Genomic DNA, 12,751 nt, shown 5'->3' with positions numbered 1-12,751 from the left:
CTCAATCAGAGCGGCATCACCATAATGTGCTGTGGTCCGGCAGCGCCACCATGGTAGAGCTCTTGGGTATCTTGAAAACCAGCAAGATCGTAGCAACGATATGCGCCGGGATTCTTGCAGTTCACGGTTAGATAGATGGAATGATGGTTCGGGTATTGATCATTGAGAAAAGGTTTTAGGCTCGCAACGGCTTGCTTCCCGTATCCATTTCCCTGATATCGACTATCAATGAAAAACGCTCGAAGCCCCAAAGAACCAGATTGGGCAAACTCGTAGCTTGCAGGGTAACTGGTATCTACAAGGAAAAAGCCAACAATTCTGTCACCTGAAAGCATCACATTCGGATGCACCTTGTCGTCTACATTGACCAAAATTTCTTCCATGGTCCCTACAAACTTAAGTTGCGACTCTTCGACACGTAAATCGGAAACCTGCTCCAGATGCTTAGGTTCCATCGGTTGTAAGCTCAACATATTAACTTCCCTTTTTCTCATTCCATTCTGATTTCAATATTGCGTAGATAACCGTGTTCCACCAACGTTTTTTGAAGAACCGATGTTCAACAAACTCAGCTTCTTTTCTCATTCCAAACTGGCGGCACATTGCTATGGCAGCTTTGTTCGCACTGATGGTTTCGGCATAGAGTCGATGCACATTCAATGTTTCAAAGCCAAAGGCAGATATCGCTTCGACGGCTTCCTGAGCGTATCCAGCTCCTTGAAACTCACGAGCTACGCCACATCCCATCGATGCCTGATGATCAGCTTCCATCCGAATGCCACAAGTACCGATAACCTGACTGGTATCTTTGAGCACAATGGCTAATTGATATTTGGAGCGAGGGATTTCTGATGCTTGCTCAACGAACAAGTTAACCAGAAACTCTGCTTTCTCGACAGAACAATCCTCTTCATCGTAAAAGCGCTGATACTTCTCATCTTGTGTTAAGCGAACATATGAGGATACGTCCTTGGGTATAAAGTCCCTTAAGATCAGCCGTTCTGTAACGATTTCAAACACTTTGAACTCCTTTTCTCTTTGCGCGGGAATATAATCAATCCGATATTAATTAACTACTAATTTGTTTGTGTCGGCATGACCAAGCCGTTGATGACAGACATTGTAGTGAAATGAAACAAAGGTTTTAATTCTTATACAACATAGCTATCCTCTTCGTTCTCTTGTTTTGAAAGGAATGAAAATGCAAGGTAACACCTCTTTAAATCGTTGGTTTGCCATCCCAAACCCTAAGCCCGACGCCGCTTTACGAATTTTCTGCCTTCCATATGCGGGGGGTAATGTCAGTTCTTTCCTTCCTTATGCATCTATAGAAGGGCTAGATGTAGAGCTTTGCGCAGTTCAATTGCCGGGTAAAGGCAGTCGATTAAGAGAAGCGCCATACGAAAATATGAGTGCCTTGGTCAACGACCTTGCAACAGCTCTAATTCCACTGATGGATAAACCTTTCATTATTTGGGGGCACAGCCTAGGCTCAAGAATCGGGTACGAACTGATTAAACTACTGAAAAGTAAAGGGATGAGACTGCCCGTTCATTTCATTTTGGCCGCTTCACGTGCGCCGCATGAGTTTAACTCTGAGCGACCTATGCACGGATTGTCTGATGAAGAGTTTAAAGGAAGGTTGAAAGAGATGGGCGGGACGCCAGATGAAGTCATCGAACATGATGGATTGATGTCTATGTTGCTTCCAGGTCTGAAAGCCGATTTTAAACTTGCCGAAACACACAAGGTTTCACAAATCATTCCACTCGATATTCCAGCAACATTATTTGGTGGCACCAAAGATACCACCATTCCATCGCATACACTGCCAAGATGGGAAAACCATTTAACAGCGGGCTTTGAGTTGGTGATGATTGAAGGGGATCACTTTTTTATCGACAAGCAATTTGACTCGGTGAGTAAAAAGCTTGTCGATATCGTTCAGCCAATTACAGAACAGCTACTTGCTGACGCTTAAACTTTTTCGGGTTTAAGGACTAAGCAGGTACGCGCTCCCAGCGGATATTTACGCCATATTGATTGAGTGTTTTAACTGAAGCGAGCACACACTGGCAGGCGAAGTTTTGCGGTAATGCGATGTCTTCAGCAAGCAACTCGGGGAGGAGCGGAAAGGCACACAAATCATCGTTGCCTTGCTGCTCAACCAGCTTGGACAAGCTTTCCCCAAGCCCGATTTCGACCAGCATACAATTCCCGAGCTCTTCAGATACGCACCTTAACCCTTCTTCCAGTTGCACGGTTTGCCGAATTTGATTTGCCCAGTAACCCGTGCTCTCCACCTCACTCTGTTGAGCCCACCTGCCTGTAACGGTGGACACGAAAGGGGTTTTAATTGGGTGGCTTGGGAGACCTTCTATATAAGATGCCAGTGTTTTGCACGCCTCCGACATCAAGTCTGAATGAAAAGCGTACCTTTGCGATACGTACTGACCCCTTATCGCTTCCTTTGCGTGCTGTTCAAGCCAATGAGTTAAGGGGTCTGAACCACCAGACACAACACATTCGTTTGGCGCATTAACGTAAGCAAGAGAAAGCTTCTGTTCCATTTCCGTATGCTCTTCGTTCCACTCGTCCAGCCACTCGTTTACCTGCTCCTTGCTTTCTGGCACAGCAAACATCGCCCCAGATTGCGCACTTTCCATCAAACGTTGGCGAGAACAGACCATCGACAACGCATCATCGATATCCAGCAATCCGCTGATGCAGGCAGCTACGCATTCCCCGAGGCTTTCACCAATCAGGGCATCGGGTTTGATTCCCCAGTGAATCAAAGTCGAAGCCAAAGCATACTCAAAAACAAACAGTTGAACCTGACTAACAGGTCTCCCCTCTTCGGTTTGGCACTCTCCAAAAAATCGCTCCGTCTCTCCGGCAAGATGTCCATCAATCTGAGTTAAGTGCCATAAGCATTCCTCTACCCTTTCATGAAAGAAATCGAAGTTTTCATACAATGGTTTTGCGCAGCGATGAGGTTCAGATTCGTAACCACTGAACATGAAGACGACACTTGGTTTGCCATTGCTTATTGTGGCTCCATCTTGGGAGTCTTCTTGATCTGTTTGATGATAGTTTGTGCCTTGTCCTCCCTGTGCCGACTCTGGTTTTAGACGCTGTGAAACCTCTGTATTTGTGTTGCCAAACTGTGCTGAAAAATGACTTGCTTCCTGGTTGCTCACCCCTGAAGCATGGGTCTTATCTAAATGGAACATTGTTTTCGCTCCTTGAATGGAACTTCAGGTCTGAAGGCGCTGAAAATCGGAGGGTTATCCTCAAAATACAGAACACCTGAAAGCGCACCCGAAAAATTCAGACCGTAATCCCAGATTTTTTATAGTGAATTGATTGATCGAGCAAATTGACGTCGAATCTACGAATATCATGCTCATTTGTAAAAATTTGAAAGATTTTCATGCATTAAGCTGGTCTTCTAGCTTCTATACACTTTTCTACCTGAGAATCTTGTCGATACTCAGATATCTTCAATTATTTATAAATTCACAATTATCACTAGGTGGTATAAAAGACATGGAGTGTTGCAATTTTGAATGCAAGTAACTTCGCCCATTTAAAGCGCATGGCAATGTTTGCTGCTATTGTCGAAGCTGGCAGCTTTTCTGCCGCGGCCAGAAGACTCAAAACTGACCGTTCAAAGCTGAGCAAACAACTGTCCGAACTGGAAATTCAACTGGGCTCTCGACTCATTCACCGTTCTACCCGAAAACTGTCTGTCACCCTCGAAGGACAAAAGGTTTATAACGAGGTCAAGCAGTTACCCTACCTGTTAGCACATGTGGAATCTTTGATTGCACCAAAAGAAGTGTCTGGTCGCGTTTCTCTGACCATGACATACGACATCGCCATCAATCAGGTGCTACCCATCCTTGAAACGTTCAGAGAAGAATACCCAGATGTTGAGCTCGACTTAGTCATGAATGACCACAAGTCAGATATTGTCGCTGAAAACATCGATCTTGCCTTACGTGTCGGCTCCCCTCAGGACAGTTCACTTATTGCCCGACAAATGTTCGAGCAAAGTGCTCACATATTTGCGAGCCCCGATTATATTGAAAAACACGGAATGCCATTATGTGCCGACGATCTCGAATCCCACTATTGGATCCTGCTTGAGCAGCAATCGGCGAGCAACAATCTGCAAAAACTTTTCTATGAGGGCAAGCCCGTCACCGTCGCACCTAAGCATTATCACTGTTGTAATTCTCCATTGGTGATGCAGACACTCACTAAAATGGGCGTCGGAATAGGTTTGCTTATACCCTGCACCATTCAAAAGGAAATCGAAGCTGGAGAACTGGTTCAAGTGGCGTGTGGTGTTCGTAGTGAACCCAAAATATTCAACCTTGTTTACCCGTCCAGAAAACAAATGCCTGCAAGAATCAGACATTTAATTGATTTTTTAATGGGAGCAGACATCTTTTCAGGAATGAACTATACGAGCTGCTGACTCAATATAAATTTTAAGGTCTAGCATATGTTAAATTATCGAGCTTAATATCTATAAAAAATCCAGGGGTATTTTGCTCGATCTTTTAACATTTGAATGCAAATTAAGCATCTTTATGAAATATTGATAATATTAAACTGGTCAATAAACAACCCAAAAGGTTTATTAGCAATCCTTTAACCATATATTTTAAGTGGTTTATTTCATCTCTTAAATTGACAGAAATATCAAGTTACAGTTCTTTCGGCATTAGGCTCCAGACAATATGAAAAAGCCAATTCATATATCCATATAAATAAAAAGGCTTTATTGGAACTATAATTATCTGGCTCATTAAATTACACGTAAGGAGCAGATTTAATATAGCAACGCTTTGGCAGAGTGCTGTTTGGTAGATTCACGGCTTATTTGATTAATTGTTTGATACACACAAGCAGCGAGATCGTTTTTCCGCACAATGAAGAACTTCTTACGCTCCCGAAACCCTCTGAATGACTAGTCAATACGCTGACCATGCTGATATGGTTTTATATAAAACGATAACCAGTATGTCATTAGCTACTTCATTAGTTTTTCCTGGTTAAAGCGTATGCAAGTTGAATGAAATCGATTTGAACACAGATCTCAAAATTTACCCCAACAAGAGAAAGGTTATATCAGAAATAATATGAGCATTAATACTAAGACCAGAAAAATGGCACACTAATATTATGGGAATGGTATTTTTCTTTATTTATTTCGCTCTGTAAAACAGATTGTTGCTAGGAAAACCACGCATTACCTCATTTTTTGAAAAAATGAAATTAATATTTTTGTAATTTATACATAGATTGAAATTTACAGTTCTGAACAAGTAAAAGCTTGCTAATTTAACAATTTGGTACTTTAATTCACCCTTTAGTATCTAAGTTCTAATATCACTGCATTTTGTAAGAGATTTGTTTCAAATGATAATGAATTGTTAACGAAAACTTGGGTTTTTGTTTGACGTCATTTCACGTGCAAATTTTTTCTAATTTCGCATCTGATCCGCGTATTTGGGTGCTTCGTATTTTAAGTATTGTCTTTGAATTTATTCTGGCGTGAGCTCCAGGGAGGACAAATGAAAATAAAATGTAACATAAAAGTTGCATTAATATTAACTTCAGTCGTGGGGCTGATTTTATTAGGCGTACTATTCTTCGGCAGTAACATGGTGTTATTCGATCCTAAGGGACCAATCGGTCAAGCTCAGGAATCGCTGATTATCACTTCCGTTTTGCTTATGGCAATCATCATCGTTCCGGTGTTGTTCCTATGTGTGTACTTCCCATACAAGTATCGTGCATCTAACAAAGATGCTGAATACAAACCTAACTGGGAACACTCAACAAAAATCGAAGTGATAGTTTGGACTGTACCATGTTTAATCATTCTGGCTTTGGGTTGGGTTACTTATGAAACCTCCCACTCTCTTGATCCACGCCGTGAGATTGAATCTGATAAAGAGCCTCTGACTATCCAAGTCGTTTCAATGAACTGGAAGTGGTTGTTCATTTACCCTGAACAGCAAATCGCAACGGTAAACGAACTGGCTTTCCCTGTTGATCGTCCTGTCGAATTCCTTGTTACCTCTGACACCACTATGAACTCGTTCTTCATTCCTCAATTGGGTAGTCAAATCTACGCAATGGCAGGCATGGAAAACCGTCTTCACCTGATGGCTTCAGAAGAGGGTGTCTACCGCGGTCTGTCTGCAAACTACAGTGGGTTTGGCTTCTCTAACATGCACTTTAAAGCGCACGTAGTCGACGACTCAGAATTCAACGACTGGTTGAGCAAGGTTAAGACGTCTGAGCAAGCACTTAACGATGCCAGCTACCAAGTATTGATAGACAACGAGAAAGAACAAATCCGTACACCGCACCCGGTGACGTATTACTCGACCGTAGACCCTTTGAGATTCAAAGACATTATTGAGAAACATTCAGGAGTCCAAAATGGCCTATAAAGGCGACGTACATGCCGAACCTGATTTAATTTTCGGGAAACTTAACTGGGATGTCATCCCTTATTATGACCCAGTAATTTTGCCCGTAATGGTTGCAGCTATTTTGGGTGGATTAGCACTGTGTGGCTTAATCACCTACCAGAAAAAATGGACATACCTGTGGAATGAGTGGTTTACGTCTGTCGACCACAAAAAGATAGGTATCATGTATATCATCGTGGCTTTAGTCATGATGTTCCGTGGCTTCTCGGACGCCGTTTTGATGCGTTCTCAGCAAGCCCTAGACACTATCGATGCAGGCTACTTGCCTCCTGAGCACTACGACCAGATCTTTACCGCCCACGGCGTAATTATGATCTTCTTCGTAGCAATGCCATTCATCGTTGGTCTGATGAACGTTATCGTTCCCTTGCAGATTGGTGCTCGAGACGTTGCCTTCCCGTTCCTGAACTCTTTGAGCTTCTGGCTATTCGTTGTGGGCGCTATCCTAATTAACCTGTCTCTGTTCGTTGGTGAATTCGCGGCAACGGGTTGGTTGGCATACCCACCACTTTCTGGCATGGAGTACAGCCCTTGGGTAGGGGTCGATTATTGGCTCTGGTCTCTCCAGATATCAGGTATTGGTACGCTTCTGACGGGTGTTAACTTTGTCGTAACTATTCTGCGTATGCGTGCGCCTGGCATGAAGCTAATGCAAATGCCTGTGTTCACATGGACATCTTTGTGTGCGAACGCCCTGATTGTTGTTGCTTTCCCAATCCTGACGGTAACACTGACCTTACTGACTCTTGACCGTTACATCGGTACTCATTTCTTCACGAACGACATGGGCGGCAACGTCATGATGTACGTGAACCTGATTTGGGCATGGGGTCACCCAGAAGTTTACATCCTGATTCTGCCTGCTTTTGGTATCTTCTCTGAAGTGTGTGCAACCTTCTCACGTAAACGTCTGTTTGGTTACACTTCCCTAGTATGGGCAACTGCAGTAATCATGCTGATGTCGTTCATCGTATGGCTACACCACTTCTTTACCATGGGTGCCGGCGCAAGTGTTAACGCCTTCTTCGGTATAGCCACCATGATCATATCCATACCCACCGGGGTTAAGATATTTAACTGGCTGTTTACCATGTACAAAGGTCGTGTTGAGTTCACAGCAAGTATGTGGTGGACCTGTGCTTTCCTAGTGACATTTACCATTGGTGGTATGACAGGTGTAATGCTGGCCGTTCCGGCAGCAAACTTCGTACTGCACAACAGCTTGTTCGTAATCGCTCACTTCCATAACGTAATCATTGGTGGTGCATTGTTCGGTTACTTCGCTGGCTTTACTTACTGGTTCCCGAAAGCAACTGGATTCAAGCTCAACGAGAAGTGGGGCAAGATCTCCTGTGTGCTTTGGACTGTAGGTTTCTTCGTTGCCTTCATGCCTGTATACGTACTTGGCTTCAACGGTATGACTCGCCGTCTTGCGACTATCGATAACCCAGAGTGGGCTCCATTGCTTTGGATTGCGGCTTGTGGCGTAGGTATCATCGCTCTTGGTGTCGCGGCTCAGGTATGGCAGATCTTCATCAGTATCCGTGACCGTAAGGACAACATGGACACAACAGGTGACCCGTGGAATGCGCGTACTCTTGAGTGGGCTACTTCTTCACCACCAGCGTTCTACAACTTCGCTACACTACCTAAGATCCACGATCGCGATGAGCACCAATACCGCAAAGAACACGGTATGGCTTACCAGAAACCTGATCGCTACAAGCGCATTCACATGCCTCGTAACACTTGGGCTGGCGTTGTTATCAGTGCATTCTCACTAGTATTTGGCTTTGCGTTTGTATGGCACATCTGGTGGATGGTAATTGCTAGCTTCCTGGGTATGGTTGTGTCCTGGATTGCATACAGCTTCCAGCGCAATAAAGACTACTTCGTTGAAGTATCTGAAGTTGAGGCTATTGAAGGACCTCATCTAGCTAGAGTGTATCAGGATCACCCTGAATTCAACTCAGCGAATCAAAAAGATGCTGATAACAATGACGTTAAATCTGGTTCCCCAGCGGTTTAAGGAGTGAGGAAATAAAATGACTGCACATGATAAATCAGTGCTGGATACCAATAGTTCGTTTGAGCATCACGGCTCAGATGGTGGTCATGATGATCATGACCACCACGACTACGCTGGCGATACTATCTTCGGTTTCTGGGTCTACATCCTAAGCGACTGTTTATTATTCGGTACTTTGTTTGCGGTATTTGCGGTGTTCTCTACCAGCTTTGCCGGCATCATTGAACCAACTGAACTGTTTAACCTGTGGTTCGTTGCAGGTGGTACTGCGCTTCTACTACTCAGTAGTTTCACTTTCGGTATGGGTATGCTGAAAGCGAAAGAGCGTGATGAAAAAGGCATGTGGTTCTGGTTATGGACCACCTTTGCCCTTGGTCTTGGCTTCCTGATTATGGAAATCTACGAGTTCCATCACTTCAGCGAAGCAGGTGCCACTTTCGACAGCAGCGCCTACTGGTCTTCATTCTATGCACTTGTTGCTACTCACGGTCTGCACGTATTTGCAGGTCTGATTTGGATGATCATTCTTTACTTCCACTTCAAACGTGATGGCTTCACAGAAGACAACCATGCACGTCTGTCTTGCCTGAGCTTGTTCTGGCACTTCCTGGATGTTATCTGGATCTGTGTGTTTAGTGTTGTTTACCTAATGGGAGTTATGTAATGGGACAATCTGCAGAACATGGTCACGGCGGCCAAGCTCATGGCAGCGTTAAAGAATACGTACTGGGTCTGATTTACTCTATCGTATTGACCGTTATCCCATTCGCTATGGTGATGATGGACGTAGGTTCTCCGCAGTTGAAAATTGGCGTAATCCTGATCTGTGCTGTTGCTCAGGTTTTGGTTCAGCTTGTTTTCTTCTTGCACATGAACACGTCTTCCGAGCAAATGTGGAACACCACCTCCGCTGTTTTTGTGGTGTTAATAGTCGCCATCGTATTGATTGGTTCGCTCTGGATCATGGAGCACCTGAACCACAACATGCTGATGGGTCACTAATCGGAATACATAATGATTTCGAATTATTTACAACTGACTAAACCTGGCATCATCCGCGGCAACCTAGTTGCCGCGGCTGGCGGATTCTTTCTGGCCTCTCAGGGCCAGATTGACTGGCAGCTTTTCCTTGCCGTGTGTTTAGGTACTACGTTCATAGTGGCATCTGGCTGCGTATTCAATAACTTCATCGATAAAGACATCGATGCAAAAATGAAGCGCACATGCCAACGTGAACTGGTACAAAAAGTCGTTCCCGTTTCGAACGCGCTTATTTGGGCGACGATTCTGGGTGTAGCAGGCTTTGTTACTCTCTTTTTCTACACCTCTATTGTAGCCTTCTGGTTTGGTGTGCTTGGTTTTGTAGTCTATGTCGGTTTCTACAGCCTTTACTACAAGCGTCACTCCGTACATGGCACTTTGATTGGTGGTTTGTCTGGTGCATGCCCGCCTGTTATTGGTTACTGCGCAGTCACCAATCAGTTTGATGTAGGTGCAGCCATTGTTTTCCTAACTTTCTGCATCTGGCAAATTCCGCACTCATACGCTATTGCGATTTATCGCTTCGAAGACTACAAAGCGGCTTCTATCCCTGTTTTGCCTATCAAAGAAGGGATCGATAAAGCTCGTACGCATATTATGGCGTACATAGTTGCGTTTGCGATTGCTTCTCTAGCCCTAACCTATCTGGGTTACGCGGGAAGCTGGTACGCACTTGGAATGGGTTTGGTTAGCATGTACTGGTTGTACCTTGCGAAAGTGAGCTTCCAGAAGATGCCGACAGAACAGTGGGGTAAGCAGCTGATGCTCTTCTCTATCGTCTGTATTATGGTTTTCTGCGTTCTAATCTCTATCGATTTTTCACCATCAGAAATCCATGAAACTCATCAAGCTTCTTTGAATGCTCTCCAACTTAAGGAGTTTATCTAATGTCTCGAAACCCAGTGAAGTTAGTTTTAGCATTGGGTGTCCTTGCTCTGGCAGGTCTTCTTGCACTTTACGTGGACAACTCAACGATTCCAATCGGTGAGAAGCCTCGCCAGTTCAAAGACTTAGGTGGTCAATTTCAACTTGATAGCGCAACTGGCGCGATCAATTCCGAAGAATTCAAAAACAACGTTGTTGTGATGTATTTCGGCTTCTTAAACTGTGCGGAAGTATGCCCTTCTTCAATGGGTGTGATGTCTGCGTCGTTCAAGTATTTACCGGAAGATGTGTACAACAAAACACAAGGTTTCTTCGTAAGTGTTGACCCTAAACGAGACGATTTAGATTCTCTTCATGAATTTGCTCAGCACTTTGATAAGCGAATTCTTGGTCTGACAGGCACAGAAGAAGAAATTAAAACCATGACAAACCAATATGGTGTGTATTTCGATTTGGTTGACATGGAATCTTCAGAGCTAGCCTACACAGTAGACCATGCATCGCGTTTCTACGTCATTGACCCAAGCGGCCAGTTGATTGATTCGATGAGTCACAGCACAACGCCAATTGAGCTTGCGGCTCGAATTGAGCGTGCATGGGAAGAGTACAATTCGAAAAATGGTGACGCTTCATGAAACTAGCCAAAATAGGGCTAGTTTGTTTTGTTGCGTTCTTGCTGGCTTTCTCAGTCGCTTACTACGAAAAAACCAAAAAGCCGTTCTATCAGCCTGACCCTCGCCCTTCAAGCAAAGTTCAAAAGCTCTCCGGCGAGGTCTACGTTGATTACGCACGAATGAAAGCCACCATTCCCGGTATTAAGGTGACATCAGGTTACTTTACGCTAACAAACAAAAGCTCTGAAACCATCAGATTTACAGGCGTTGAAACCAACGCAGCCAAACATACGGAATTTCACCGAATGTTTCTGCGTGACAGCAGAATGGCGATGCGCAAAATTGATGTTCTTGAAGTCGGTGCAAACGAAACATTGGAGCTGAAGCCTGGTGGCTATCACTTGATGCTATTAGGTATTAAACAGCGATTTGTTGAAGGCGATACCGTCGAAGTCACGTTGATTCAGGATACTGGCGAGCGTTATACTCTCAACTTCCCAGTCATGACCATTAAGGCAAAATAAGCCTTATTCTACGGAGCGTTACATGAAACCCGCTTTGATTTTACTTTCCGGTTTAGTGGTATTTTCCCCTACAGTTTTGGCAGAAGACGAAGCGCCCGTAAAAACATCGATGGACAGTATTGCTGAAAAGCAAACCATCCCCTGCTCTCAGGAGCTTCGTCAACTGGCAAGAGCCAGTCTTAAGAAGAACCCCCATCGAATGCTGTCTTATAACAGCGAGCCCGATGATGTTCACTTATACAACGCATTAGCCGTCACAAATTATCGCGACCGCGATAGTCATGTGACTTTTCACGGTGTGAAAAATACAAGTGGTACCTGCGATACTTCGGTTACCGAAAGTTATGTTTTACAAACTTCATGTGCTGATGCCCGACACGAAGCGTTCAGTAAATGGGATTTCCAAGGCAAGTTAACCGACAGAACCTTTGTACTCACCAGTAAACGTATTGCTGGCAAACAGGCGTTTCTGACGGAGCAGTTTTCGACACTTTGTCTGGTGACTACCCGCCAGGTGGTTCGCAACTGATTTGAAACATCATGAACCTGAATCAAAACCATTGGTTCGGGTTCTTCTTTCTTTTCCCCCTCTATTCACCTCCTGTCTCCCATAAAAACAAGGTCACTTCTCGCAAAGCGTTGTGAGATATCATCTACTTATCGTCGTTGCCTGTTGGTATTTTCAACCTCGCCAACCAAACAGCCATCACTAACACATCTCAATGTAACCATTTGTTTTTATTAAACTATCGAGGTAAATGGATTCGAAAGTTCAAATCTGAAGACACGCAAAACTGCACCAGTTTCAAACAAATGTAAATTTTTCACTCTCCAGCTCTCCCTTCCACTTCACACTGAAGGAAAGGTAAGTAATTGTATTTGTTAATTAATAAGTTAAGAATTTGGACATCTTAGTTAAACGGGTCAATGTCCTACATATTTTGAAGCATTATCTGTCTTGTCGCTTCAATTCATTGAGCCGATAATGCCCTACATGGGAACATTCCCCAGTTGATGCAAGTGGAATTCAAACTACTGAACGTTCACCGGTATCTGTTGTTCCTTAATCAATCTGGGCTTATCGCCCTTTTAAAGCCAGACGCATGTCTGGCTTTTATTTTGACTTGCACACAACTCCCA

General features: G+C 44.1%; 13 protein-coding genes. 10 read left to right on the top strand and 3 right to left on the bottom strand.

Going from position 1 to position 12,751, the window contains the following annotated elements:
• Positions 1 to 5: 5 nt before the first annotated feature.
• Both RH89_RS03795 and RH89_RS03790 read right to left on the bottom strand, forming a co-directional pair.
• Positions 6 to 473 (bottom strand): GNAT family N-acetyltransferase, encoded by a 468-nt coding sequence (locus tag RH89_RS03795; protein ID WP_004399192.1) that lies wholly within the window; start codon positions 471 to 473, stop codon positions 6 to 8.
• 1 nt (position 474) lies between these two features.
• Positions 475 to 1,020, bottom strand: a complete 546-nt coding sequence (locus tag RH89_RS03790) for a GNAT family N-acetyltransferase (protein WP_004399191.1) — start codon at positions 1,018 to 1,020, stop codon at positions 475 to 477.
• A 181-nt stretch (positions 1,021 to 1,201) separates the two neighbouring features.
• Here RH89_RS03790 and RH89_RS03785 point away from each other — a divergent pair, with 181 nt between their 5' ends.
• Complete coding sequence (locus RH89_RS03785; protein ID WP_004399190.1) at positions 1,202 to 1,981, top strand: thioesterase II family protein; 780 nt, start codon at positions 1,202 to 1,204, stop codon at positions 1,979 to 1,981.
• A 19-nt stretch (positions 1,982 to 2,000) separates the two neighbouring features.
• Here RH89_RS03785 and RH89_RS03780 read toward each other — a convergent pair whose 3' ends face one another.
• Entirely contained in the window at positions 2,001 to 3,233 is a 1,233-nt protein-coding gene (locus tag RH89_RS03780) for an acyltransferase domain-containing protein (protein WP_004399189.1), read from the bottom strand.
• Between the two features lie 332 nt (positions 3,234 to 3,565).
• Here RH89_RS03780 and RH89_RS03775 point away from each other — a divergent pair, with 332 nt between their 5' ends.
• The 9 genes from RH89_RS03775 to RH89_RS03735 all read left to right on the top strand — a co-directional run bounded on the left by RH89_RS03775 (position 3,566) and on the right by RH89_RS03735 (position 12,140).
• A complete protein-coding gene (locus RH89_RS03775) occupies positions 3,566 to 4,486 on the top strand; it encodes a LysR family transcriptional regulator (protein WP_004399188.1) in 921 nt (306 codons plus the stop codon).
• Between the two features lie 1,102 nt (positions 4,487 to 5,588).
• On the top strand, positions 5,589 to 6,476 hold the full coding sequence (cyoA, locus tag RH89_RS03770) for a ubiquinol oxidase subunit II (RefSeq protein WP_004399187.1): 888 nt from the start codon (positions 5,589 to 5,591) through the stop codon (positions 6,474 to 6,476).
• 28 nt (positions 6,477 to 6,504) lie between these two features.
• Entirely contained in the window at positions 6,505 to 8,547 is a 2,043-nt protein-coding gene (cyoB, locus tag RH89_RS03765; protein ID WP_045961617.1) for a cytochrome o ubiquinol oxidase subunit I, read from the top strand.
• A gap of 16 nt (positions 8,548 to 8,563) precedes the next feature.
• Positions 8,564 to 9,211: a cytochrome o ubiquinol oxidase subunit III gene (cyoC, locus tag RH89_RS03760; protein ID WP_004399185.1), complete on the top strand. Its 648-nt coding sequence runs from the start codon at positions 8,564 to 8,566 to the stop codon at positions 9,209 to 9,211.
• On the top strand, positions 9,211 to 9,549 hold the full coding sequence (cyoD, locus tag RH89_RS03755) for a cytochrome o ubiquinol oxidase subunit IV (protein WP_004399184.1): 339 nt from the start codon (positions 9,211 to 9,213) through the stop codon (positions 9,547 to 9,549). The genes cyoC and cyoD overlap by 1 nt, the downstream gene beginning before the upstream one ends.
• A gap of 12 nt (positions 9,550 to 9,561) precedes the next feature.
• Complete coding sequence (gene cyoE, locus RH89_RS03750; RefSeq protein WP_004399183.1) at positions 9,562 to 10,476, top strand: heme o synthase; 915 nt, start codon at positions 9,562 to 9,564, stop codon at positions 10,474 to 10,476.
• Positions 10,476 to 11,108, top strand: a complete 633-nt coding sequence (locus RH89_RS03745; RefSeq protein ID WP_004399182.1) for an SCO family protein — start codon at positions 10,476 to 10,478, stop codon at positions 11,106 to 11,108. Before cyoE ends, RH89_RS03745 begins: the two co-directional genes overlap by 1 nt.
• Positions 11,105 to 11,611 (top strand): copper chaperone PCu(A)C, encoded by a 507-nt coding sequence (locus RH89_RS03740; RefSeq protein WP_004399181.1) that lies wholly within the window; start codon positions 11,105 to 11,107, stop codon positions 11,609 to 11,611. The genes RH89_RS03745 and RH89_RS03740 overlap by 4 nt, the downstream gene beginning before the upstream one ends.
• A 22-nt stretch (positions 11,612 to 11,633) precedes the next feature.
• Complete coding sequence (locus RH89_RS03735) at positions 11,634 to 12,140, top strand: hypothetical protein (protein WP_004399180.1); 507 nt, start codon at positions 11,634 to 11,636, stop codon at positions 12,138 to 12,140.
• The last annotated feature ends 611 nt before the right edge of the window (positions 12,141 to 12,751 follow it).

It is taken from the genome of Vibrio nigripulchritudo ATCC 27043, assembly GCF_000222685.1.
GTDB classification, from domain to species: domain Bacteria; phylum Pseudomonadota; class Gammaproteobacteria; order Enterobacterales; family Vibrionaceae; genus Vibrio; species Vibrio nigripulchritudo.
This window is presented reverse-complemented; position numbering and strand designations above follow the sequence as displayed.

Coding starts and splice junctions, on each gene's coding strand:
- RH89_RS03740 (WP_004399181.1), top strand. CDS start 11,105: ATGAAACTAGCCAAAATAGGGCTAGTTTGTTTTGTTGCGTTCTTGCTG.
- cyoD (WP_004399184.1), top strand. CDS start 9,211: ATGGGACAATCTGCAGAACATGGTCACGGCGGCCAAGCTCATGGCAGC.
- RH89_RS03780 (WP_004399189.1), bottom strand. CDS start 3,233: ATGTTCCATTTAGATAAGACCCATGCTTCAGGGGTGAGCAACCAGGAA.
- cyoC (WP_004399185.1), top strand. CDS start 8,564: ATGACTGCACATGATAAATCAGTGCTGGATACCAATAGTTCGTTTGAG.
- RH89_RS03735 (WP_004399180.1), top strand. CDS start 11,634: ATGAAACCCGCTTTGATTTTACTTTCCGGTTTAGTGGTATTTTCCCCT.
- cyoE (WP_004399183.1), top strand. CDS start 9,562: ATGATTTCGAATTATTTACAACTGACTAAACCTGGCATCATCCGCGGC.
- RH89_RS03795 (WP_004399192.1), bottom strand. CDS start 473: ATGTTGAGCTTACAACCGATGGAACCTAAGCATCTGGAGCAGGTTTCC.
- cyoA (WP_004399187.1), top strand. CDS start 5,589: ATGAAAATAAAATGTAACATAAAAGTTGCATTAATATTAACTTCAGTC.
- RH89_RS03745 (WP_004399182.1), top strand. CDS start 10,476: ATGTCTCGAAACCCAGTGAAGTTAGTTTTAGCATTGGGTGTCCTTGCT.
- RH89_RS03785 (WP_004399190.1), top strand. CDS start 1,202: ATGCAAGGTAACACCTCTTTAAATCGTTGGTTTGCCATCCCAAACCCT.